Genomic DNA, 22,856 nt, shown 5'->3' on the forward strand with positions numbered 1-22,856 from the left:
TGGTCCGGATCCGGGGGACATGGACGACCTGCGTGCAGGCAGCGCCCCGCTCGCGCGCGTGGCCGCGTCAGTTCCCAAGCGAGTGTCGCGACCCCGACCGTCTCGTGGAGGGCGAGTCGTCGGCGCCACGCCGTGCAGCGCGTCCGATGCGCAGCGGTGCCTCGACGTCGAGTGTCGCACGACGCGGTCGCGGCGCGCGTCCCGGTACACCGCGTCAGCGACGGGGATCGACGAACAGCGCGGCGTCCACCTCGTCGAGAGGCGTGAGACCGGTGATGACGATCTCGGCCCCGCGACCACCGACCTCGCGGTACGTCCCCGGATAGCGCAGGTCGCCGAACTCGACGGCGTCCTCGTAGACGAAGTGCCGGGTCGAGGTCCCGTCCGAGTAGTGGAAGCTCACGAGGTCGCCCTCGTCGTCCAGCTCGAGCGTCCCGAGGACGGCGTGTGCGTCGAACAGCACGAGGCCGCCGTCCTCGTCGATGCGGACGCCGACGTCGCGGCGAGCGGCGAGGCGCGGAAGCAGGCGCACGAGTGAGCGTCGCTCACCCGCGAGCAGGCGTCCGAGCTGTTCGCCCTCGGGCACGATCAGGCGGCTCCCGCTCTCGATCCAGGCGGCGTCGCCCGCGATCGTGGTGGTGAACGACTGGACGGTGCCCTGGACCTCCATCTGCTGGGCCACGTGCGTCAGTGCGCCGTCGAGCACCCGCACGGTCACCGCGTCGGCGACCTGTTCGTCGAGCTGGGTCGACGTGCGCGACGTCGTGTCGAGGCGCACCGCGCGCAGGGCGCTCCAGGCTTCGGCGCCGCCCGCGCGGGCGAGCAGGCGCAAGGCGACGGCACGGGCCTTCTCGTCGCTCTGGTCCCAGGCCGTGCGCGAGAGGTCGAAGCTCGTCCCGGCGTCCGGGGCCGCGCTCGCGAGCGTGACCGTGCGCCAGGTCGCCGCGTCCCACAGCTCGCGGTGCAGTTCGTAGAAGCGCTCGGGGGTGAGGGTCCGCAGGGCCGTCCCGATCGCGGCAGAGGTCTGGCCGCTGGTGAAGAGCAGTTCACCCACGCGCGCTCCGTCGAGGCTCGCGTGCACGGCGAGTGCGCCGTCGTCCCACATCCGTGCCTGCGCGTCCTGGATGTGCGCACTGGCGAAGATCGCGGCGCGCACGTCGCGGCACAGAGCGTCGAGCGCGGCTCGCGAGTGCAGCCAGAGTTCGCCGGGGGCTGCGATCCAGCGGCCGGTGGCATCCACGTGGGCGGCGCGCACGCGGGCCCACAGCTCGGGTTGGTGCGTGGCCAACAGTTCGAGCCCGAGCAGGTGCGCCGCGACGTGCTCGACGTCGCCCGAGTAGGCCGGTCCGAGCGCGACGATGGAACCGCTCGCGCCTGTGCTTCCACCGCTCGGCCACCACAGCGTCGTCGAGCCCTCGCTGGTTCGGTACCAGCGCGCCGGCGCGGGGGCCTCGTCGCTCCCTCCGCGTCCTGCGGGACCCTCCGTGCGGAGTTCGACCGTGTAGGCCGGAGCAGCGTCCGAGGTCAGGTCCAGTCCGAGCCCGAGCCGCTGCGAGTCGCGCAGCGTGGCGGCGGCGCGGGTGCGCGCGTCGAGTTCGAACCGACCTGCCGCGAAGTGCCGGCGTCCGTCGCTGCCGACGAGTGTCGCTCCGTCGCCGTCCATCCAGGCGAGTGGCTGCACTCCGCCGCCCGGGCTGGAGCTCCAGGTGACAGGGGCCGCCTTCGCGTCCACGACGACGACGGTTCGTGCCGCTTCCGATCCGGTTCCCGACGCGCTCGCGCGCACGCCGTCCGCGGAGCCGATCGACCCGAGGAGGAGGGCGAGGACGAGCGGACCGAGCGTGCGGAGGCGGGGGGCGGCCGTCGTGCGGCGCGTGGCGTGGGAGGGCATGGCTATAGGGTAGTGGGCCGGCCCTCCCACGTCATGGCCGTGCCGTCAGGGCGCCAGGGTCAGGAGGACCGGCTGGGTCACGCCCGTCGCAGCGCCCGTCAGCGGATCGACGACGAGGGCGGCGTAGCAGAAGTTGAGGCCCGCGAGCACCGGATCCGTACCCGGCGGCACCGCGATCCCGCAGTGGGCGTCGCCGTACGCGTCGAGCATCCCGAACGAGTTCGGCAGGAACTGGGAGTTCGCTCCGACGAGCGTGAAGTCGGTGTACGCGTCGACCACGAGCGGCAGCACGAATCCACCGCCGACCGCCGTGCCCGGGTAGGCGCCCGTCGCACTGCCGAGCACGATGTAGGCGTCACCGGCGAGGTCGGGCTGGAAGTCGAGCACGACCTCGGCTCGCGCACCGCTCGAGACCGACGCCGTGTGCGGACCCATCTGGTACGCCGCACCGTCGTAGCGGGTCGACCGGCCGTCGACGCCCAGTTCGCCGCCGGAGAAGGCGCCAACCACGTAGGTGCGTCCCGACCGGTCGGCGGCGACGTCCAACCACTCACCGCGCTCGGCGGACTCGGCGACGCGGTACAGCTCGGTGCCGCTGCTCGCTTCGAGCACGACGAGGCTGCCGCCGACGGCCCGGCCACTCGTGTCGGCCAACGTGCCCAGCACGGCGATGCGGTCGCCCGCGCCCAGCGAGACCAGGCGCCGCGCAGCCACCAGCTCGTCGTCGAGGAAGCGCTGCCAGAGCGGAGCGCCCGTAGCCGCGTTCCACGTGGCGACGTACGCCCGCAGCGGATCGCCGGGAACGTCTCCGCGGCCCTCGCACAGCACGTGGACGTAGCGCCCGTCGGCCGACGTGACGAGCGACACGAGTCGCGCGCCCTCGCCCGGTCCGATGGTCGTGCCGCGCGTCCAGATCAGGTCGCCGTTCGTCGCCGACGTCGCAGCCACGCGGGCCACGGGGCGCAGCGGGTGCAGGAACACGTCGGCCGTGTAGACCACCGAACCGTCGGGCGACGTGGTCGCGCCCGGGATCTGCACGCCGAACTGGTAGGCGCCCGGCATCGCCGTCGTGCTGTAGAGGCTCGGATCGCTCCAGTACGACCCTTCGGCGTTGTAGTCGAGGCGCCAGTTGGACTGCCCGGACACGGCGTCCCTGGACACGAGGATGTAGTTGTCCACGTCCTGCTGGAGGATCGAGATGTCGTTGAGCAGGCAGGTGAAGGTCTGTCCGCTCGGATCGAACGTCAGGCCCCGCACGCTGACGGTGCCGTAGAAGAACACGCTCGCCGCGATCGACTCCTGCCAGAGCGTCTGACCCGTGTTCACGTCGAGGACGCCGAAGGTGCTCGTGCTACCGCTCTGGGCCCAGGCGAGCAACGAGTCGTCGTCGCTCCAGGCCACGCGCGCGACGTTGCCGTTGTTCGGGAGGACTCGCTCGAGGATCAACTGGCCGGTGTCGATGTCGTACACCGACAGGGCCCGTTGGATCGGGTTCGGCGAGACCGTGACGATGTGCTGGAGCGCGACGTACCTGCCACTCGGCGACACTTCGGGGTCGAAGCGCTCGCTCGAGGTGGCGAGACTGGGCAGGACGAAGCTCGCGACCAGGGTGCCGTCGTCGGTGCGGCGGCGTTCGAGGTGCAGCTCGGTCACGCGGCCGAACGCATCGATCGCGTTCTTCCACAGGACCAGGTGTTCGCCGTCGGCGTCAAGCCAGACGCGACCGATCGCGTCCGAGTCCTGGTCGAGGAGTTGCGTCGCCTCGATGGCGTAGACCACAGAGCCCGTGTCGTCGACGGCCGCGCGCGGGTCGGATCCGAGCCCGACGTTCGAGATCACGTCGATGCGCGAGTGCCCGACGGCCGCTTGGGATCCACCGCCGGGGCGCGCGACGGCGTCGATCCAGAAGTCGGCGTGGTACTTGTTCGAGGGCGGGCCGACGTCGGTCAGTCGCACGTCGCCGCCGGTGCTCGCGTCGACGCTCGCGATCTGGGGGAAGCTGTCGTAGGGGAACGTCAACGGTCCGCGCCAGATGCTCGCGTAGACCCGGGAACCGTCCGGCGCGAAAGCCAGATCGATCGGCTCGTCCGTGGTACCCGCCTGCACGGCGGACATCGACCACATGGACGCACCCGTCGCGACGTCGAACGACTGCAGCGCGAGGTCGGTGCCGTTCGGCGGGCTACCGAAGCCGATCCAGCCGCCGACGACGACCTGCGTGCTGTCGGGCGACATGCGCCAGGTCCAGGTGGTGAAGTCGGTGGGCGTCGACCAGATCTCGCTGCCGTCGAGCGCCGAGAGACGACGCACGGGGCCGAGGGTCGCGGGCTGAGGCAGGAAGTGCGTCACGATGCAGACGCCGCTCGAGTCGGCCGTCGGCATCGGCCGCGAGATCCGGTCCGTCTTGCCAGGCGTGGCGTAGATCGCCCTCCAGAGCTCGGACCCGTCGATCGCGCTCAGGGCGAGCAGCTCGGTGTCGCGATCCTGGTAGCCGGTCTGCGAGTCGGGCCTCTCGACCGCGACGTACAGGATGGCTCCGTCCGGACTGACGGCGAGGGATTCTCCGCTGCTCGACTCGTAGAACTCGAAGGGCTCGAGCGCCGCGCGCTCGATCGACCACAGGACCTGCGCCGTGTCGGGGTCGAGCGCTTCGAGTCGAAGATTCGCGCCGACACCGATCCCGTAGAAGTCGAGGCGGTAGACGACGCTTCCGTCCGCGGCGTGGACGAGCGTGTCCACCACCGACTTCGAGCGCGCGTCGAACGACTGCAAGGGCCGTTCGGCCTCGGTCACGACGGTGCCGGTCACCGTGTCGAGCACGAGCGTGCGCTCCGTCCCGTCGCTCGAACCGACGACTTCCAGACGCTCGACGACGAGCGCGCGTTGACCGCTCGGGTCGACGGAGACGGCGAGCGCCGTGTTGCAGCGCTCGTCGACGTAGCTCCAGCGTTCGAGGCCGTCGTCGCGACCGAAGCCGCGCGCGAAGGCGTAGCGCGAGGCGCTGGAAGAACTCGGCACGTCGCGCATTTCGCCGACCGTCACCGCGACCGTTCCCGCAGCGCTGGTGGCGCGTCCACGGTCGAAGTAGGGCGTCGTCGTCGCGTGCTCGACCGTCCAGGCCGACGTCGCGTCGTCGCCCATCTGGGCGCTGGCCGGCGGGGCCGAGGCGAGCAGAGCTCCGAGGGCGAGCGTCGCGGCGAAGGTGCGAGTGATGACGTCGGAGTCGGAGGTGACGGTGCGCATGGGTGGTTCCTCTCCTGGAAGGGTGGGGGAGCTTCGGGTCCATCCTAGGCAGGGCCGTCCCAGCGTGGGGTGGCGCGACCCCCGCGCTTCCCAAGCTGCCGCCTAGTCCCCCTCAGAGGCGCTCCAACTGCGTCTCGATCGCAGCGACCGCCGCAGCGTTGCCCGCTGCGAACTCCCGGTCGACCACGTCCCGGTAGCGGTCGCACTCGTCGAGGAAGCGGTTCAGGAACGCGAGGTCGAGTCGCCGCGGGTCGAGGCCGACGCCCGCGCCCATGCGTTCGAGCCAGGCCACGTTGATCTCCTGCTCGTACTGACCGACCTCGGGCAGCGCCAGGAACGGCTTGCCGAGGTAGAGCGCTTCTCCGAGGAGCTGGTTGCCGGCGGAAGCGACCACGGCGCGTGCCGAGCACAGGGACTCGATGAAACCGGCTTCACTGACGGGGAAGAACTCGATCGCACCCCGCGGCTCCCGCTCCCCGAGTCCGAACACGTGGACCGGGCACGACGCCGCGGCGAGTGCGTCGAGCACGTTCTCCTGCACCTGACGCCGGCAGTAGGCGACGACGTGGTCGCCGGTGGTCGGTGTCGCAGCTCGGATCGGTGCGCGCAGCATCGAACCGACGAACGTGACGTCCCGCGCCCCGGGGAGCGGGTCCGGCCGGAAGAAGCTCGACGAGATCGTGTGCCGTTGTCCGTGGTAGAGCGCGTGGTTGATGCGCTTGACGAACCAGGCGCGGCGGCGCAGTCGACCCGGCAGCCACGAGAGGTCGGAGTAGGTGAAGAACGACTGGTGATCGAGCGCCACGTAGGGCACGCCGGCGCGTTCGGCGGCGCGCGGTCCGCCCGGGTCGTAGTCGGTGAGCAGGAGGTCCGCGCGATGGAAGCGCATCAGGTCCGCCACGTCGTCGAGGATCTGGCCCAGGCTCCACAGGTAGCGCGTCACGAGACGCGCCGTGCGCAGTGGTGCGACCTTGTGCTTCGCGTCGTAGGCGAAGCGCAGGCCGGGCAGGCGTTGGATCCGCACGTCGCTCGCGCCGCGATAGGCGTCCGCGAGCAGTTCGTAGGCGTCGCCGGGCGCGAGGAGCGTGATCTCGTGCTGCCCACGCAGGGCGTCGGTCACGGTGCGCACGCGGGTCGCGTGCCCGCGGCCCTCGCCCGCCATCGAGTAGAAGATGCTCGCCACGGAGGAACGGTAGCTGTGTGGGGTCGCGAGGCCGAGTCTGCGCTCGACCGAAGTTCGATGGACGGGTCCGCAGGCTCGGTCCCGAGGAGGTGCTGCGCTCTTCCGCGACGCTCAGGTCGACCGCGGGTCGAGGTCGTGCTCGACCTCTTCTTCGATGCTGATCCGCGCGCCCTCGGCCGCGATGCGAGCGCCGGCGATCGTCGGCCAGTCCAGGATCTCGAGGCGTCCGTCGAAGTGCTCGACCAGAGCGGTGCAGCTCTCCACCCAGTCCCCGTCGTTGGCGTACAGCACGCCGTCGATCATCCGGATCTCCGCGTGGTGGATGTGACCGCACACGACCCCGTCGAACCCGCGCTTCTTCGCCTGGCTGGCCAGTTGCTCCTCGAAGCGACAGATGAACTCCACGGCGTTCTTGACCTTGTGCTTCAGGTACGCGGACAAGGACCAGTAGGACTTGCCGCGCAGTCGACGCCAGCGGTTGTAGATGCCGTTCGCGAACAGCGCGGCCTGGTACGCGCGGTCGCCGAGGTGGGCGAGCCAGCGGTGCCCGTGGACGATCCCGTCGAACTCGTCCCCGTGCAGGACCCACAGTCGGCGTCCGTCGGCGGTGGTGTGCACGACGTCCTTCGCGACGGTCACACCGGCGAAGTCGAAGCCCGCGTAGTCGCGCAGCGCCTCGTCGTGGTTGCCGGGGACCAGCGTCACCCCGCCGCGCTTGCGCGCCCACTTGAGCAGGTACTGCAGCACCTTGCTCTGCGAGGCGTTCCAGTAGGGCGAGCGGCGCAGACGCCAACCGTCGATCACGTCACCGACCAGGTAGAGGTGGTCGCAGTCGTGGTGCTTGAGGAAGTCGAGCAGGAGCTCGGCCTGGCAGCCGCGGGTGCCCAGGTGCAGGTCGGAGATCCAGATCGAGCGATAGCGGTCTCGTCGCTTGGCCATGGTGGTGCGGGAGCGGTCCGGGCGGACGTGCTCGTGTGCTCGAGGTCGGCGACTTCGAGGTGCCAGGTGCCTGGCAGCCTCCCCGAGGTCGCGCGTGTTCCTGGGTCCACGTGCGGAGCTCCCGCGCTCTTCATCGCACGTTCGAGGCGTTCGCTGGCCCAAGGATCCGGCGATTGAGCGACGTTCCACGGCTGCCTCGATGTGGCTTCACAATTGGTGCCGGATCGAGGTCCAGCACGGCGTTCGGACCCGACCGGGCGCTCGCGGTGTGGTCCACTCCCCGGGGGCGCGGACGGGCCTCGGGCCGGCTTCGCTCCTCGCGGGCGCGCCGTCGGCGCCGCGCCATGCATCCCGCACGGAACGCCGTTCCACCTCGACCGAGCGAATCACACCAGGAGACTGCGAGCGCCATGGGGAACCGAACGACCAGGCCGAAGAACGGCCCGCGCTTCGTCGCGGCCTACGTGACGGGCGCGTCGAGCGGCATCGGTGCCGAACTCGTGCGGCGACTCGTGGCACGCGGGACGCGAGTGGTGGCGGTCGCGCGTCGGAGCGAACGGCTCGCGGCGCTCGCCGCCGCACTGCCGGGGTCGGTCGCGATCGAGGTGCTCGACGTGGCCGACACGGACGCCGTGCGCGCGAGCGTCGCAGCCTGGGACGCACGGTTCCTCGCCGAGCACGGCGTGGGGCTCGACCTCGTGGTAGCGAACGCCGGAGTCGGACTCGGGGAGCACGCGCGCGACGTCGCCTTCGAGAACCTCGAACGCTCGCTGCAGGTCAACACCCTGGGCGCGATGGCGACGCTGCACGCCGGGCTGCGCTGCTTCCTCGAGCGGGGAGCGAGCGGAACCCTGTGCGGTGTCTCCAGCCTCGCCGGCACGGGCGGCTTCCCGTCGAGCGGCAGCTACGCCGCCAGCAAGGCCGCGCTGTCGACCTGGCTCGAGACGCTCCAGGCGGATCTCGCCGGGTCGGGCGTGAGCGTCGTCGACGTGCGTCCCGGGTACGTGCACACCGAGATGACCGCGGACGCGGGCCACGCGCTGCCCTTCGCGTGGCCGGTCGAACGCGCCGTCACCCGCATCCTCGCGGGCCTCGATCGGGGCACGCCGCGGGTCGTGTTCCCGTGGCAGCTGCGGCTGATCCTCGGGGCGCTCGAGCGCGCACCCCGTTCGGTCTGGCGCGCCACCATGCGCGTCATCGCGCGACGCTCCTGAGCAGCGCGCGATGGCCTGTTCAGGCGCCTTTCGTGTTCGCCGCCGAGCTGAGTCGCTCCAGCAGGCGGTGCAGGCTCTCGGGCGAGATGCGCCCCGAGAGTCCGTCGAGGTACTGACCGCGTCCGTCGGTGACCATCACGAACGGCAGCATCTCGGCGCCCTCGAGCTTGGTCGCCAGTTCGTCCACCTCGTCACCGGCCTCGTCGCAGTCCACCGCGAGGCAGACGTAGCGCTCGGACAGGATCGCGGCGATCTCGGGGCGCGGGATCACCGTCAGGACGAGCGCCTTGCACTGGGTGCACTCCTTGCGCCCGTACTCGATGAAGAGCAGGCGCCCCTGCTGGGAGGCCGCGCGCAGCGCTTCGTGGAAGTCGGTCTGCCAGACGACGGCTCCGCCGTCGTCGAAGTGGGGGTGGGTCGATTCGGTCATGGTCGGTCCTTTCGGGCGACCATCATGGGAGCCGGGCCGTGCCGTGCAAGCCAAAGGGCGCGCGAACCTCGCCAGGGCGGTTCGGGGCCTCTCGAGCCGGGTCGGACCGGTCGGAGGGCGTCGGTCGGGCGCGGGCCCGGCGGCGTCAGGCGGGGCGCCCCCAGAGGAAGCCCTGTCCGTACTCGACGCCCATCTCGACCAGCGCGGCCAGATCGTCGCGCGTCTCGATGCCTTCCGCGACGACCTCGCTGCCCAGCGCGTGCGCCACGGCCAGGAGGCGTTCGAGGAAGCGCTTGCTCGCGTCGTCGCCCGCCAGGCCGTTGACGCACTTGCGGTCGATCTTCACCACGTCCGGTTCGAGTCGCGCGAGGCTCTCCAGGCAGCTTCGTCCGAAGCCCACGTCGTCGATCGCGATCTTCACCCCGTGCTTCTTGAACGCGGCGACCGGTTCGGACAGGTACGAGGGATCGCCGATGATCTGCTGTTCGCTGATCTCGATGCAGTACTGCTCGGGCGCGCGGTCGGTCGGCAGCGAATCGATCAGATGCCCGACCGGCACGTCGATCATCGTCGACGGGAACAGATTGATGTGGCAGTGCATGCCCGGTGCGAGCGCGCTGGCGGCTTCGAGGCCGCGACGGAAGCACTGGTGGTCGACCAGCGTCAACAGGTTGTTCTCGAAGCACAGGCGGAAGAAGTCCTGCGGCATCGAGAAGGGCGGACAGTCGGCGCGGCTGAGGAACTCGTAGCCCGCGACCGTCTCGTCGGCGAGCGTGTGGATGCCCTGCTTGACGGCGCGCAGCGTCGCTCCGTTGCGGAAGGCCGCCAGGAAGCGTTCGCGTTCCGACTCGTCGCGCGGGCCCTCCGTGCGATCGGTCTCGGCCGCCACGCGGTTCTTGCCCGACAGCTTTCCGTCGCGCACGACCATGCGCATCCGGGCCAGCAGTTCGTCCACCGAGGGCGTCGCGTCGCTGATCTCGGTGAGACCGATCGACGCGGTCGCGTGGACGGTGCGGCCCTCGAGCGACAGCGGCGACTTCGACAGGCACAACCGCGTGCGTTCGGCGACCGAGCGAGCTTCGCGCGCGTCGGTTCGGGGCATCAGCACCAGGAACTCGTCGCCGCCGATGCGCGCCGCGTAGTCGCCGCTGCGCAGGCTGTCGCGCAGCACCTGGGCCGTCTCGCGCAGGAGGACGTCGCCGACGCCGTGGCCCAGCGACTCGTTCACGTTGCGGAAGTCGTCGAGGTCGACGAGCAGCGCCGCGGTGGACGTCTCGTCGTGGCGCGCCCACAAGAGGACGCGGCTGAGGACCTGCTGCAGACCGCGCCGGTTGAGAAGGCCGGTCAGCGGGTCGATCTGTGCGAACTTCGCCAGTTGGGCGTGGGCCACGCGCAGCTGGTTGCGGACCAATGCCAACTCGTCCTGCAGCGATCGACGCTCGAGTGCGGCGTCGAGCAAGCGGCGCAGCAGTGGGCCGGTCAGTCCTTGGAGCGGCAGCCACCCGACCGTTCCCAGCGGGGCGGCCGAGTCGTCGGGATCCGGTCCGGCGTGCAGGGCGAGGACCGTGCGTTCGGGGGCCGACGTCGCGAGTTCGCTGGCCGCCTGACCGCGGTGCTCTTCACCGGTGGGGCTGCCGACGAGGGCCAGGTCGACGGCGCTGACGGCCAGGGCTTCGCGCGCCTGGTGCACGTCGCTGCACACGTGGAACTCCCAGCTCGACGCGCCGGATCCCGCGGACGCGTCGTCGAACAGGCCGCGAACGAAGCGCGCGGTGCTCTCGTCGCGATCGACCAACAGCACGCGTCGGCGGCCGCGATTGCGCGAGCTGGGAAGGGACGGCGTGGAAGGGACCGCGTCGTCCGCGGTCCGTGCATGCGATCGCAGGCCCTGAGTTTCCATCGTGCGTCCCAATCTCCGGGTGCGGCGTGTTCAGGTGCGGCGCGCCGCGGGGAGACGGAGCACCGGTGGGGGGGCGGATCCGCCTCGGCGGGACCGCGCTCGGCGTCAGCTGCGGCGGTGAACCGCTCGAAACCGTGTCGGGAACGGTAGCTGGAGCCACCATCGAGGCCGCAGCGGGCGCTCCGCGCGACCCTCACGAACGGGGCTCGCGGTGCGTATCTGGGAAGGGCTGCGGGTGTCGCTCGCGACCTGCGCCGCACCGAACGACTCTCTAGCGCACCGCGCGTCACCCAGCTCGGCGACGCCCTCTCCCGTGGATCCGCACCGACCCCAACCTTCCCGTCCGACCGCGGCCGCAGCACGCGTCGAGGCCGGACCGCTGCGGACGTTCCTGACGCTGATCGCGCTGGGGACGACGGCGGTGGTCCTCGCGGTCGGCCTGGCCGGCGTGTGGCGCTTCTTCGTGCCCCCCGTCCCGACCTTCGATCCGGACGCCGAGCCGCGCGTGGTGGCGGCGCGCGGCGATCTGGCGGCGGACGAGCTCGCGACGATCGAGCTCTTCGAACGCTCGGTGCCCTCGGCCGTCTCGATCGTCACCTCGAGCGCCGGCATCTTTCAGGGCCGTACGGCGCAAGGGCGCGCGTTCGAGATGGGGACGGGCAGCGGCTTCGTCTGGAACGCGGACGGGATCATCGTCACGAACCACCACGTGATCGAGGGCGCGCGCACGATCCTGGTCAGCCTGGACGAGCGCGAGGCGCCGTTCCTGGCCACCTTGATCGGATCATCACAGGAGCACGACATCGCCGTCCTCAAGATCGACGTGCGCAAGGCGTACCTGCGGCCGGTCCCGATCGGCACGTCGAGCGAGCTGCGCGTCGGCCAGAAAGTCTTCGCGATCGGCGCGCCCTTCGGACTCCAGCGCAGCCTCTCGACCGGCGTGATCGGAGCGACCGAGCGATTGATCGAGGACGAGAACGGTCGCGGTCTGGCGGGACTCGTCCAGACCGACGCCGCCATCAACCCCGGCAACTCGGGTGGGCCGCTCCTGGACAGCGCCGGCCGGCTGATCGGCATGAACACCGCCATCGCCAGTCGCACCGGCACGTTCTCGGGCATCGGGTTCGCCGTTCCCGTGGACACGATCAACTGGGTCGTCCCGCACCTTCTGAGGACCGGGACGGCGCCGCGCCCCGGCATCGGTGTGCGCCTCGAGGATCCCGCGCAGGTGGCGTTGATGGGGCTCGAAGGGGCGCTCGTGCGCTATGTGCACGAAGGCTCGGCGGCTGCGCGCGCGGGTCTGCGCGGCCACTCGCTGACCGCTTCGGGTGAGGTGCTCGGCGACCTGATCGTGGGGGTCAACGGCGAACGCGTGGCCTCGCCGGACGATCTGCGCGCGCTGCTCGTGCGCTACGCGGTGGGGGAGTCGGTCACGCTCGACATCGTGCGTTCGGGGCGTCGCGAGCAGCGCGTCGTCGAACTCGGCAGTCTCGAGAACCTGGAGCGCTGAGACCGTGCCCTGGTCCCAATGGTTCGCGGTGGCCCTGGGCGGCGCACTCGGAGCGGTCCTGCGCCAGGCGGTGACGCTCAACGTCGTGCGCCTCGGCGCCGCGCCCTTCGTCGGGACGCTGACGGTGAACGCTGCCGGGTGCTTCGCGATCGGTTGGCTCGTCGCCTGGAGCGAACGGACCGGCGCCCTGTCCGATCCCGCGCGCTGTCTGTGGCTCGTCGGCGCGCTGGGCGCGTTCACCACGTACTCGACCTTCGCCTCGGACGTGCTCGAACTGGTGCGCGGCGACCAGCCCTGGTTGGCGGCGCTCGACGTGCTCGCGCACCTGGGCGTCGGCGCACTGGCGATCGCGGCCGGTCGCGCGCTCGGCGCCTGAGAGCACCGAGCGCGGACGAGCCGGCGCCGAGCCGACAGACTCGACCTCGCGACTACTCGACGATCTCGAGCGGACCGTCGGCCGGCACCACCTGCAGCGTGTGCAGGAAGTCGACCAGCGCGCGCCGCTCGGCGTCGGTGAGCGCGAGGTACGCGTCCTGGGTCGCCTGGGCATCTCCGCCGTGCATGCGGATGGCCTCGTCGATCGTGAGAGCGCGACCGTGGTGCATGAAGGGCGGCTCGTTCGACATGCCCCACAGCTTCTTGGTCAGGAACTCGGTCGTCGGAACGCCCGCCTGGACCTTGGCCTCCGCCAGGCCCGGACCGAGGTCGTGTCGCTTGAGGTCCGTGTAGGCCGGAACGCGCACGCTGCCGTCGAGTTCCACGGGCAGGCGCGGTCCCGGTCCGCTCGTGGACAGGTCGACCGCGACCGGCGCGGAGACCTGCGTGACCAGCAGGTTGCCCGCCGGGTTGAACGGGTTCGGCTCCGTGAAGATCGCGCTGTCCAGCACGAGTTCGGGCACGTGGCAGGACGCGCAGCCGATCGACTCGAACAGTGCCTCGCCCTGGTCCACCGCGGCACGCTTGCCGGGATCGGAGGGCAGGACGCGTCCGGGGGGCGGCAACAGGGCCTGGTAGAGCGACATCGCCGTGACGTCGCCGATGGTCAGCTCGTCCGACATGCCGTCGCCGTCGTGATCGACGCCGAGGCCGAAGCGCTCGGTCGTCTGCATCCCGTGGTGGTGGTTGAAGGCGTTGTTCGAGAACTCGCGCAGCGAGACCACGACGCCCTTCTGGTGGAACGGCTTGACGACCAGGTCCTCGTCCACGCCCTCGACGCCGCTGGTGTCGAGGACACCGGTCGCGCTGGCGGCGATGGTGCCGAACTCGATGCCCTTGGCCACGAGCGGGCGCGACAGGGCCACGCCTTCGCTCAGCGCGTCGGCGCTGATGTCGGTGGCGGCCTGCTGCAGCTCGACCGTCAGTTCGCGGGCGAGGAGCTCGATGTAGCCCGCGCCGAACATCCCGAGCGTGTTGCGCTCGTTGCCCACGGTGGAGAGGCGGTGGTCGTCGAACCCGTCGCCCGCTCCGCCGTCGAAGTTGACGAACGGGAAGCCCTGGGCCAGCACGAACACGTTGGCGACGTTGTCGCCGCCGCCGCCCTGGCGCGGGACGTTGTGGCAGGCGGCGCACGAGCCGGCGTCCGGAGCCGAGATGCGGTTGAAGTTCTCGGGCAGGTCGCGCCGCGCACGCAGCGCACCGGTTCCCGTCGCCTCGGGGCGTCCACCGCCGTCGAGCGAGTTGAACTTGGCGGCGAACAGCTTGCGGCCGTGCTCGAAGACCTGGTCCACGTCGACGGCTCCCGACTCGACGTCGGCCTGGTCGAGGTGGGTCAGCATGGCCGGCTCGTCACCGATGAACCCGGAGAAGGGCGCGGTGTCGACGAGCGAGTCCGAGCCTTCCGGCATGATCTGGAGCGTCTTGAGGAAGGCGATCACGTCGCGCCGTTCGCTCGCCGAGAGACCGAGGAACGCGGTGCGCGTGTACTCGGAGTCGCCCCCGTGCTCGAGGATCGCTTCTTCGATCGTCGTGCAGCGACCGTGGTGCATGAAGGGCGGCTCGCTGGCCATGCCCCACAGCTTCTTGGTCAGGAAGAGCGTCTCGCCCACGCCGGCCTGCACGAGCGGTTCGCCCAGCGCGGTGCCCATGTCGTGACGCTTGAGGTCGGTGTAGGCGCGCACCCGCACCGAGCCGCCGATCTCGGGCTGCACGTGGGGACCGGGGCCGGCCTGGGTCAGGTCGACGCTGAGCGGCGTCGACACGTCGGCGACCTGGAGGTTGCCGGGCGGGTTGTACGGGTTCGGTTCCGTGAAGATCGAGCTGTCGAGCACGAGTTCGGGAATGTGGCAGTCCGCGCACCCGATCGCCGAGAACAGGACTTCACCGTTGGCCACCGCCGAGAGCGCCGCGCGGTCCTCGGGCAGCACGCGTCCGGGAACGGGGAGCGTGGCCTGGAACAGGGTCAAGGCGGTCACGTCACCCTCGAGCAGCTCGTCCGCGATGCCGTCCGCATCGTGGTCGACGCCCGCACCGAACCGCTCACGGGTCTGGATGCCGTGGTGGTGGTTCATGGCGTTGTTCGTGAACTCGCGCAGCGAGACGACGACGCCCTTCTGGTGGAACGGCTTGACGACCAGGTCGCCGTCCACGCCCTCGACGAGACTCGTGTCGAAGGATCCGTCGGGGTTGGCCGTCAGCGTGCCGAAGTCGACGCCCTTGGTGACGAGGGCCACCGGCGTCGGGTTGCCGGACACCATGGCGATGCCCGAGGCCGTGTCGCGCAGGTCGTGCAGGTCGCTGGTCATCTCGCGCGCCAGCAACTCGACGAAGCCCGAGCCGTTCATACCGATCGTGGCGCGTTCGTTGGCAACGTCGTCCAGGTCGAAGTCGTCGCCCGGCGCGCCGGAGAAGTCGACGAAGGCGTTGGCCTGGGCCAGCACGAAGACGTTGGCCACGTTGTCGCCGCCGCCGCCGACGCCGGGTTCGTTGTGGCAACCCGCGCAGGAGTTCGCGTCGGGGCCCGAGAGGCGGTTGAAGTTCTGCGGCGCTTCGCGGCGCGTGCGCGTCCCACCGGTGCCCGTGGCCTCGGGGCGACCGGCGCCGTCGAGCGTGTTGAAGTTCGCGACGAACAGCGCGCGACCGTGGGCGACGAGTTCGTCCACGGTCACGGCACCGGTCTCGACCGACATCTGATCGATGTGCAGATCGACGGTGGGCTGGTCACCCGTGGCGACGGGTGTCGCGCTGGGCGACCCTCCGCTGCTCGATCCACCACAGCCGGTCAAGAGGGCGCCGACGACGGCGGCCGCGAGCGCGGCGCGCGACGCGCGGGGCGAAGGGATCGGACACACAGAGCGCGAGGCGAGGAGAGGGCTGGACATGGCGCTGGGCGCGGAGCGTCGCGGGAGGTCGACGCGAGTGGAGAGGAGACGAACGCGGGCCGCCCGAGGCCCTTGGGCAGGGACGGGGGCCCTCACCTTAGTGTCGCACGCTCTCGGCGACCGTGCACCGGGATGGGCGCCGAGACTCGTGGCAGAGGACTCGCCCCGGCGACGCGGTCGACGCAATCCCTTGGCGCGCAGCGCCGTCGGAGCGGCACGCGTCGAGCGTGCAACGAGCACCGGCGCCCAGGGTTTCCCGCGGCGGCGTGCGGTGCCCGGGCCCCGTGGTCGGTGGGCAGCGTGGGCGCGCTCTGGTCAGCGCGGCTCGGGGCCGCCCAGCCTGACCTGGTCGGAGGCCGCGACCCACAGCTCCCAGCCGCCTCGGCGGGCGGGCTGGAGCGTGCCGCGGAAGACCAGGTAGTTCTGGATGAACTCCTCGGTCGAGCGCCGCCGCAGGTCGTCGAGGTCGAACTGCGCGTTGTGGTTCTTGGCGATGCGCACGCGGATCGCTCGGTCCTTCTCGCCGGTCCGCAACAGGAGCGTGACGCTGCCGTCGTCCTCGTCGAAGATGCGATCGATCGAGCCGAAGACCTCGACGGTCGCTCCACCTTCGCTGGCCCAGGCGGCGAGTTGGACGTCGTCGGGACGATCGGCTTCGACGTTGAGGACCGGATTGCGCTCGTGGCGCGCGCGGGCCCCGTCGATGGCCTCGGCGCGCGCGTTCCACCACGGCAACAGGCGGTCGTAGGGACGCACGATCGCGCGCTGCGAAGGGTCGTCGGGCCGGTTCGTCTCGGGGTTCCAGATGCCGACCTTGGCCCGGCGCGCTTCGTTCTGAGCGGCGACGAACTCGGCGTGGCAGATGCGGCTGTTGCCGTACTTGTTGAAGTACGGACTCCACCCTTCGCGGACCAAGAGGACGTTGAAGTCGGTGCCGTCGGCGAGCAGTACGTGGCACAGGAGTCGGCCGTAGACGTCGTGCGCCTCGACCCCGTCGGGGAAGCGCAGTCCGACCATGACCTTCCCGTCGACGCTCGAACGCGCCGGGAAGAAGCGCTGGGCCCACTCGGTCGCTTCCTGGCCGAAGAGCGTCTCGGGCTTCGTCTCCGACAGGTTCGGATTGCCCGACAGCTTCTCCTCGGTGTCGACCGAGAGCAGCCGCAGCTTCTCCTTCACGCCGTTGCGCGTGATGTGCAGCGTGTCGCCGTCGACGATGCGCACGACCTCGAACAGTTCGAGGGGCTCGCTCGTCGTGTCCGCCTCGGCGCGCGCGCTGCGCTCCTGGAGGCTGGGCGCGGCGGCGCCGTGGATGTCGGTCGCGCCGGCGAGGGCGCGTTGGCCGAGGGCCCCGAGCAGGCCGACGAAGAGGATGGAGAGGACGGGGCGGAGCGTTCGCATGGGTGTCGAAGTGGTGGGCGGTCGAGTGCGGCGCACACGCTACCAGGCCGAACCATCCCGCGATCGGACGACCTCGACCCGGGGCGCGTCCTCGACGAGCGCGGCGGCACGCGCGCCGCCCAGTGCGCCGTGGCGCGCCAGTTCGTCGCCGAGGACCCGGGCCAGGTGCGGCGCCCGGTCCACGGGGCCGACTGCGACGAGGGTCGAGCCCGAACCCGACAGCGTGGCGCCGAAGGCTCCGGCCGCGCGCGCCGCCGCCAGGGCTTCGGCCGCGCCGGCGATCAGCGGCAGCCGCCAGGGCTCGTGGAGGTGGTCGACCAGTCCGTGGGTGAGCAGCTGGACGTCGCCGGTGCAAAGGCCTGCCAGCAGGGCCGCGAGCCGCCGCGGGTTGTCGGCCGCGGCGGCGAACGGGACCTGCTCCGGCAGGACGGCGCGGGCCCGGGCCGTGGCGAGCGGTGCCTCGGGCCAGGCCAGCGCGAAGCCGATGCTGGGATGGACGGTCTGGTGGACCACCCGCCAGCCCGTGGCGGTCCGAAGGCTGAGGCGACAGCCGCCGAACAGGGCCGCGACGGCGTTGTCGGGGTGTCCCTCGAGTTCGACCGCCGCGTCGACCAGCGCCGAGCGCTCGAGTTCGGCCTGCGACCGGGTCCCCGCGGCCGTCGCGCCCAAGAGGAGTCCTGCCGCCACCGCGGCGCCGCTCGAGCCGAGGCCGCGCGCCACGGGGATCTCGTTCGAGAGTCCGAGTCGCATCGAGAGGTCCGGGGCGGCGCCCAACTCGAGTCCGGCGCGGGCGCTCTCGATCAGGACGTTCTCGAGCCAACCGGCCGAACCGTCCGTCTCGACCCGTCCCAGGCCGTCGTCCCGAACCTCTGCCGTGACCGTCGCGAAGAGGTCGAGGCACAGTCCCAGAAGGTCGAACCCCGGCCCCAGGTTGGAGGTCGAAGCGGGCACGCGCACGGACAGATCGAGGCGCGGCGGCGAGGTCGAGCGATTCCAGGTGGCGGACATCGGAGGGGGAGGGGCGGACACGCGCGCAGCGGGAACGGGGCCACGAAGGTATAACCGTGGGCCGCACTTCCCAGGCAGGAGCCGGATACCGCACACCGAAGGCGCCCCGCGTGGGTCCGCGACGTGCGCGCCGCGCGGGAAGCTCGCCCCCACCTGTCGCCAGCCGATCCCGCGCGCTCGAGGCGCGCCGCCAGCGTGAACGAAACCGCACACGAACTCGAGCACGAACGCCTGTGCTCCCGCCTGTCCACCATTCCGGGCGTCGACCTCCTCCCCAGCCACGGCGCTTGGGTGTTGATGAAGGTCTCGTCCCCCGAGTCGGTGGCCACGCGGCTCAACCGCGACCTGTTCGAAGGCGCGGTGACCGTGCCCCAGCACCTCGCGGGTTCGATCCGGATCCCCGTGCGTTCGGCGCGCGAGAACGAAGAGCTCCTGAAGGCGGTCGCGCGCGTCATGCGCACGCCCGATGCCGATCCCGACTCCGAGCTCGACGAGTACCGCTCGGTGTGAGCGTGGCGCGGCGGCTGCGACGATGCCCCGAGCGGCATGCGGTCCTTGATCGAGCGGTCCCCGCGAGGTGATGGATCGGGATGCGCGGCGCCGTCGAGCCGTTCGTCCCAGAGCCGTGAAGCCCCGCCACTCCCTGCGGCGACCTTCCAATCGTCGTGCCCCAGCGACGTTCACTTTCCCCGAGTTCCTGCGCGGCGCCCGTCGGCGCGCGGAACGGCCCGTTCGATCAAGTGCGGGTCCATCGAGCACGAGACGACGACCATGGCGAAGAAGACCAGTTCCCGCGCAGACTCGACCGCTTCCTTCGGTGCCGGCACGGCTCTGGCCGACGCGGGTGAAGCGCCGGCCGCGAAGAAGCGCAGCAGCACCACCAAGGCCAGCACGACCAAGGCCAGCACCACCAAGGCCGGTGCGGCGAAGAAGGGCGCGACCAAGAAGAAGGCCGGTCGCTCCGCAGCGAGCAGCGCCGAGAAGGGCACGTCCCGGAAGAACGCAGCCAAGAAGCGCGCAGCCAAGAAGGGGGCGGGGAAGAAGAAGTCCGGGCGGGGTGCGAAGACCAAGTACACGGCGAAGACCGCCGATCGCCACGAGCTCTACCAGCTGTCGGTGCAGTCGCCGGACGCGGACGTGGACTTCCTCGTGAAGACCTACCGCAAGCTGCGCGGCCAGAAGCCGACGCACCTGCGCGAGGACTTCTGCGGCACCGGGTACCTGATGGCCGAGTGGCTGCGTCGCAACGACGCGAACACGGCCGAGGGCTACGACATCGATCCCGATCCGGTGGAGTGGGGCAAGGCGCGCAACTTCGAGGGGATCGAGGATCCGTTCGAGCGCGCCCACTTCCACCTCGAGGACGTGCGCGAGCCCAGCCGCGTCGCGCCCCAGGTGCGCACCGCCCCCAACTTCAGCTGGATGATCTTCACCGATCGTCCGACGCTGCTCTCGTACTTCAAGGCGGTGCACGCCGACCTGGCCGCGGACGGGCTGTTCATCTTCGACATCTACGGCGGCTTCGAGGCCTTCGAGGAGATGGAGGAGACGCGGCGCATCCCCGCCGGCTTCACCTACGTCTGGGACCAGGTCAGCTACCACCCGGCCACCGGCGACTACCACTGCCGGATCCACTTCCGCTTCAAGGACGGCACGAAGCTCAAGTCCGCGTTCGACTACCGCTGGCGCCTGTGGAACCTGCCCGAGGTGGTGGACATCGCGCGCGAGGCTGGCTTCAGCGCGGTGGACAGTTACTGGGAAGGCACCGACGAGGACGGCGAGAGCGGCAACGGCGAGTTCAAGAAGCACGCGAAGGGCGAGAATTGCCCGGCCTGGGTGACCTACGTGGTCGCCCAGAAGTAGGGCCCACCGCCGGCGCACAGGGAGCGGTCGAGCGCGGCGTCGCTCGCTCCCCCGGCGCGCCGAGCGCGGGGTACGCTTCGCTCGGCGCGGCTCTGTCCGCCGCGAACCTCCACGCCCCTTGCGAAGCTCATCCCGACTCCCCGTCACGGCGGCCCTGTGCGCGGTCGCGCTCGCCGGCGCCGCCCAGGCGCAGTTCGCCGGCAACGGCACCGACCTCGCGGGCGTCCTGCCGCTCGGCTTCGAGGCCAGCGGCGTCGACCACCACGCGGGACGCGACGAGTTGGTCGTGGTGGGGGACGGCGGTGACGTGCTCGTACTCGCGCCGGACGGCAGCTTGCGCGCGAGCTACGCGCTGGCCGGCGACCTCGAAGGCGTGTGCGTCGCCGATCCGAACCGCGACCTCGTCTACCTCCTGCGCGAGAAGCCCGAGGCGATCCTCGAGTTCGATCTTCTGACCGGACTCGTCGGCCGCGTGTTCGACCTCGGGCCGGCGCTCGGGACGCCGAGCACCCGCGGACCGGAGGGGATCGAGTTCGTCCCGGACGACGCGCACCCCGAGGGCGGCACGTTCCTGGTGGCGTCGACGTTCGACGGTCGGATCCACCGGCTCGCGCTGTCGATCGCGACGAGCACGACGGCGAACCAGGTCGCCTCCTTGGGCAGCTTCCAGCCCACGTCGTCGAACGACCTGCGCGGGCTCGACTACGACGCGGCAGCGGGGGTCCTCTACTCGCTCTACTCCGAGCCCACGCCGCTCGTGCGCGTCTCGACCGCCGCCGGGGCGCTGCTCGCCAACTGGCCGCTGCCGCAACCGCAGATCGCCGTCGGTGCGGCGGAGGGACTGTGCCTGCGCGGTTGCGACGTCCTCGTCTGCGAGGACGGCGGTTCGGGGGCGTCGGGCCTGACGCGCTTCGACGGCATCGACACCTTCAGCGCGTGCCGCACCTTCGAGTCCGACGTCGCGGCCCTCTCCGTGCTCTTCGGCGGGACGCAGACCTCGACGCTGGACCTCGGCCCGGCGGCGGCGGGCCTGCCGTACGTGGTGCTCGGCAGTGGAGCCCTCGCGAGCCCCGGACTGGGCACGCCGGGCATCGGGGGGCTGGTCCTGCCGCTGGTCGTCGACAGCTACTTCCTCGCGAGCCTCGGCGGGCTCGGCGCGCCCTACTTCAGTGGCTTCGCGGGGGTTCTCGACGCCGCCGGTTCGGCCACCGTGCAGATCGTCGTGCCGCCCTTCTCGCCGGTCGTCTCCGCCCTGGTGGGCGAGCAGCTCTTCCACGCCGCGCTCGTCATCGACCCGACGCTGGGCTGGTTCGCGCACGCCAGCAACGCGACGGGACTGCGCTTCACCTTCTAGTCGCTGCACGCGCGGTCTCGGCACGGCCCGCACCGGCGCCCCCGAGTCCGTTCGCCGCGCGCCCAAGTACTTCTGGCGCGCGCGCGGGCCTTCGGCGAGGGTGTCGCCCATGGAAGTGCTCCAGGACGAGATCGTCGTCACGACGGGCGGACGCGGCTCGTTCGAGGTCACCGACCGTGTGGCCGAATTCGTGCGCGGGAGCGGGCTCGTGGCGGGCTCGCTGCACCTGTTCCTGCGGCACACCAGCGCGTCGCTGCTCGTGACCGAGGACGCCGACCCACAGGTGCGCGCGGACCTCGAGAGTTGGTTCGGCGAGTTGGCGCCGGACGGGCACCCCACGTTCCGGCACGTGGACGAAGGTCCCGACGACATGCCGGCCCACGCCCGGACCCTGCTCGCGGGGCATTCGTTGCTCCTGCCGGTCTCGGGCCGTGAACTGATGCTCGGAAGGTGGCAGGGTGTGTACCTGTGGGAGCACCGCACCGCTCCGCATCGCCGTCACCTGTTCATGACACTCCAAGGGGAGTTCGCTCCACCTCGATGAAGATCCGTATCCGCAGTTCGAACACCCTCGTCGGGCGCGCCGTCCTCGCCGCCGTCCAGAGCGAGCCCGACTTCGACGTCGTCGAGCAGGGCGCCGACGTGGTTCTGGACACCGGCTGCGTCCCGGCCGGCATCGAGGCGGTCACGAGCGCGCTCGAAGCGGGCGAACACTGGGTCGACCTGTGCTGGCAGCGCGCGTGGGCCGAGTCGATCGCCGAACTCGACGCGGTGGCGAAGGAGAAGGGGCGCGCCGTCGTCGTGAGCGCCGGCGCGTTCTGCGGTCTGACCGACCCGTTCGTGCGTTCCGCCGCCGACCAGATGGTGCGCGTGAACGAAGTGCAGTTGGGACTCGCCGTAGGTTCCGGTTCGGGCCTCGACTCGGGCAGCATGGGTCAGTTCCTGGCCGGACGCGAACGCACCATTCGCATGCTGATCGGCGGCGAGTGGTCGGAACGCGAGTTCTACGGCGACCGCCGCGCGTTCGGCTTTCCGCCGCCCGTGGGCGATCTGTTCGGCGGCAACGCGGACTGCGCCGACCTGTTCGCCTTCACCCAGCGCCCGGTGCGTTCGGCGTCCGTGCGCCTGACCGTGGCACCGCCGTCCGGTCTGGCCGAGCGCGGCGCGCGCACGTTCCTCTCGTGGGTGCGCCGCGGCTGGATCAAGAGTCCCGAGGAGCGCCCCGAGAAGGTCATGGGCTGGATCGATCGCCTCGGAGGCACGAAGCCGTCGGCGCTCGCGATCGCGGTGCGCGGCATCGGATCGACGCGGCTGCCGCTCGAGATGCGCTTCGGTTTCGTTCCTCCCGTCGAGCGACCCGAGGTGTTGAGCGTCGCGCCGGCGCTCGAGACGTTGCGATCCCTCGCCGCCGATCCGGTGCCCGGCGCCGGCCCGTGTTCGGGCCGCGTCGAGCGCACAGCCCTGTCCGAGCGCTTGCGCAGGGGCGGCGTCGAGATCGTCGAGGGCGACCTCGGTGGCTGGCGCCGGCCCGTTCCCGCGACGAGCTGAACGGCGCCGCGTGGTGAGTGCCGTCGCGCGGCCGCTCGGCCACCGCATCACGAACCCC

17 protein-coding genes are annotated in these 22,856 nt (G+C 71.1%); 8 read left to right on the top strand and 9 right to left on the bottom strand.

Going from position 1 to position 22,856, the window contains the following annotated elements:
- Positions 1 to 214: 214 nt before the first annotated feature.
- The 4 genes from Pla163_RS07625 to Pla163_RS07640 all read right to left on the bottom strand — a co-directional run bounded on the left by Pla163_RS07625 (position 215) and on the right by Pla163_RS07640 (position 7,256).
- On the bottom strand, positions 215 to 1,891 hold the full coding sequence (locus Pla163_RS07625; protein WP_145186000.1) for a hypothetical protein: 1,677 nt from the start codon (positions 1,889 to 1,891) through the stop codon (positions 215 to 217).
- Between the two features lie 45 nt (positions 1,892 to 1,936).
- Positions 1,937 to 5,134 (bottom strand): outer membrane protein assembly factor BamB family protein, encoded by a 3,198-nt coding sequence (locus tag Pla163_RS07630; RefSeq protein ID WP_145186003.1) that lies wholly within the window; start codon positions 5,132 to 5,134, stop codon positions 1,937 to 1,939.
- Positions 5,135 to 5,246: 112 nt separating this feature from the next.
- On the bottom strand, positions 5,247 to 6,317 hold the full coding sequence (locus tag Pla163_RS07635) for a glycosyltransferase family protein (protein WP_145186006.1): 1,071 nt from the start codon (positions 6,315 to 6,317) through the stop codon (positions 5,247 to 5,249).
- 111 nt (positions 6,318 to 6,428) lie between these two features.
- Positions 6,429 to 7,256, bottom strand: coding sequence for a UDP-2,3-diacylglucosamine diphosphatase (locus tag Pla163_RS07640; RefSeq protein WP_145186009.1), 828 nt, complete (start codon positions 7,254 to 7,256; stop codon positions 6,429 to 6,431).
- A gap of 410 nt (positions 7,257 to 7,666) precedes the next feature.
- Here Pla163_RS07640 and Pla163_RS07645 point away from each other — a divergent pair, with 410 nt between their 5' ends.
- On the top strand, positions 7,667 to 8,470 hold the full coding sequence (locus Pla163_RS07645) for an SDR family NAD(P)-dependent oxidoreductase (protein WP_419186432.1): 804 nt from the start codon (positions 7,667 to 7,669) through the stop codon (positions 8,468 to 8,470).
- Between the two features lie 19 nt (positions 8,471 to 8,489).
- On the opposite strand, the gene Pla163_RS07650 is transcribed toward Pla163_RS07645, so the two are convergent.
- On the bottom strand, positions 8,490 to 8,900 hold the full coding sequence (locus Pla163_RS07650; RefSeq protein WP_145186014.1) for a thioredoxin family protein: 411 nt from the start codon (positions 8,898 to 8,900) through the stop codon (positions 8,490 to 8,492).
- 145 nt (positions 8,901 to 9,045) lie between these two features.
- Positions 9,046 to 10,701 carry an EAL domain-containing protein gene (locus Pla163_RS07655; protein WP_419186433.1) on the bottom strand — a complete coding sequence of 552 codons (1,656 nt, stop codon included), beginning with the start codon at positions 10,699 to 10,701 and terminating at the stop codon, positions 9,046 to 9,048.
- Positions 10,702 to 11,113: 412 nt separating this feature from the next.
- Between Pla163_RS07655 and Pla163_RS07660 the strand changes: the two genes are divergently transcribed.
- Positions 11,114 to 12,310, top strand: a complete 1,197-nt coding sequence (locus tag Pla163_RS07660; protein WP_145186020.1) for a S1C family serine protease — start codon at positions 11,114 to 11,116, stop codon at positions 12,308 to 12,310.
- A 4-nt stretch (positions 12,311 to 12,314) separates the two neighbouring features.
- Positions 12,315 to 12,686 (top strand): fluoride efflux transporter FluC, encoded by a 372-nt coding sequence (locus Pla163_RS07665; protein WP_419186434.1) that lies wholly within the window; start codon positions 12,315 to 12,317, stop codon positions 12,684 to 12,686.
- Positions 12,687 to 12,738: 52 nt separating this feature from the next.
- Here the strand turns inward: Pla163_RS07665 and Pla163_RS07670 are convergent, their stop codons facing one another.
- The 3 genes from Pla163_RS07670 to thrB form a co-directional block, all read right to left on the bottom strand.
- Positions 12,739 to 15,627: a di-heme oxidoredictase family protein gene (locus Pla163_RS07670; protein ID WP_145186040.1), complete on the bottom strand. Its 2,889-nt coding sequence runs from the start codon at positions 15,625 to 15,627 to the stop codon at positions 12,739 to 12,741.
- A gap of 315 nt (positions 15,628 to 15,942) precedes the next feature.
- Complete coding sequence (locus Pla163_RS07675; RefSeq protein WP_145186043.1) at positions 15,943 to 17,025, bottom strand: thermonuclease family protein; 1,083 nt, start codon at positions 17,023 to 17,025, stop codon at positions 15,943 to 15,945.
- Positions 17,026 to 17,064: 39 nt separating this feature from the next.
- Positions 17,065 to 18,033, bottom strand: a complete 969-nt coding sequence (thrB, locus tag Pla163_RS07680) for a homoserine kinase (protein WP_145186046.1) — start codon at positions 18,031 to 18,033, stop codon at positions 17,065 to 17,067.
- 195 nt (positions 18,034 to 18,228) lie between these two features.
- On the opposite strand from thrB, the gene Pla163_RS07685 reads away from it, so the two are divergent.
- From Pla163_RS07685 to Pla163_RS07705, 5 genes are all read left to right on the top strand, one after another.
- Entirely contained in the window at positions 18,229 to 18,543 is a 315-nt protein-coding gene (locus Pla163_RS07685; protein ID WP_145186049.1) for a hypothetical protein, read from the top strand.
- Between the two features lie 261 nt (positions 18,544 to 18,804).
- Positions 18,805 to 19,896: a class I SAM-dependent methyltransferase gene (locus Pla163_RS07690; RefSeq protein WP_145186052.1), complete on the top strand. Its 1,092-nt coding sequence runs from the start codon at positions 18,805 to 18,807 to the stop codon at positions 19,894 to 19,896.
- A 118-nt stretch (positions 19,897 to 20,014) separates the two neighbouring features.
- Positions 20,015 to 21,250 carry a hypothetical protein gene (locus Pla163_RS07695; RefSeq protein ID WP_145186055.1) on the top strand — a complete coding sequence of 412 codons (1,236 nt, stop codon included), beginning with the start codon at positions 20,015 to 20,017 and terminating at the stop codon, positions 21,248 to 21,250.
- A 109-nt stretch (positions 21,251 to 21,359) separates the two neighbouring features.
- On the top strand, positions 21,360 to 21,794 hold the full coding sequence (locus Pla163_RS07700; RefSeq protein WP_145186058.1) for a secondary thiamine-phosphate synthase enzyme YjbQ: 435 nt from the start codon (positions 21,360 to 21,362) through the stop codon (positions 21,792 to 21,794).
- Entirely contained in the window at positions 21,791 to 22,798 is a 1,008-nt protein-coding gene (locus Pla163_RS07705; protein WP_145186061.1) for a saccharopine dehydrogenase family protein, read from the top strand. The genes Pla163_RS07700 and Pla163_RS07705 overlap by 4 nt, the downstream gene beginning before the upstream one ends.
- Positions 22,799 to 22,856 lie beyond the last annotated feature (58 nt).

Source organism: Rohdeia mirabilis, assembly GCA_007750655.1.
Classification (GTDB): domain Bacteria; phylum Planctomycetota; class UBA1135; order UBA1135.

What these genes read in the sequence shown, in the direction of transcription:
- thrB (WP_145186046.1), bottom strand. Translation starts at nt 18,033, where the DNA reads ATGTCCGCCACCTGGAATCGCTCGACCTCGCCGCCGCGCCTCGATCTG.
- Pla163_RS07650 (WP_145186014.1), bottom strand. Translation starts at nt 8,900, where the DNA reads ATGACCGAATCGACCCACCCCCACTTCGACGACGGCGGAGCCGTCGTC.
- Pla163_RS07670 (WP_145186040.1), bottom strand. Translation starts at nt 15,627, where the DNA reads ATGTCCAGCCCTCTCCTCGCCTCGCGCTCTGTGTGTCCGATCCCTTCG.
- Pla163_RS07640 (WP_145186009.1), bottom strand. Translation starts at nt 7,256, where the DNA reads ATGGCCAAGCGACGAGACCGCTATCGCTCGATCTGGATCTCCGACCTG.
- Pla163_RS07690 (WP_145186052.1), top strand. Translation starts at nt 18,805, where the DNA reads ATGGCGAAGAAGACCAGTTCCCGCGCAGACTCGACCGCTTCCTTCGGT.
- Pla163_RS07705 (WP_145186061.1), top strand. Translation starts at nt 21,791, where the DNA reads ATGAAGATCCGTATCCGCAGTTCGAACACCCTCGTCGGGCGCGCCGTC.
- Pla163_RS07700 (WP_145186058.1), top strand. Translation starts at nt 21,360, where the DNA reads ATGGAAGTGCTCCAGGACGAGATCGTCGTCACGACGGGCGGACGCGGC.
- Pla163_RS07630 (WP_145186003.1), bottom strand. Translation starts at nt 5,134, where the DNA reads ATGCGCACCGTCACCTCCGACTCCGACGTCATCACTCGCACCTTCGCC.
- Pla163_RS07645 (WP_419186432.1), top strand. Translation starts at nt 7,667, where the DNA reads ATGGGGAACCGAACGACCAGGCCGAAGAACGGCCCGCGCTTCGTCGCG.
- Pla163_RS07675 (WP_145186043.1), bottom strand. Translation starts at nt 17,025, where the DNA reads ATGCGAACGCTCCGCCCCGTCCTCTCCATCCTCTTCGTCGGCCTGCTC.
- Pla163_RS07625 (WP_145186000.1), bottom strand. Translation starts at nt 1,891, where the DNA reads ATGCCCTCCCACGCCACGCGCCGCACGACGGCCGCCCCCCGCCTCCGC.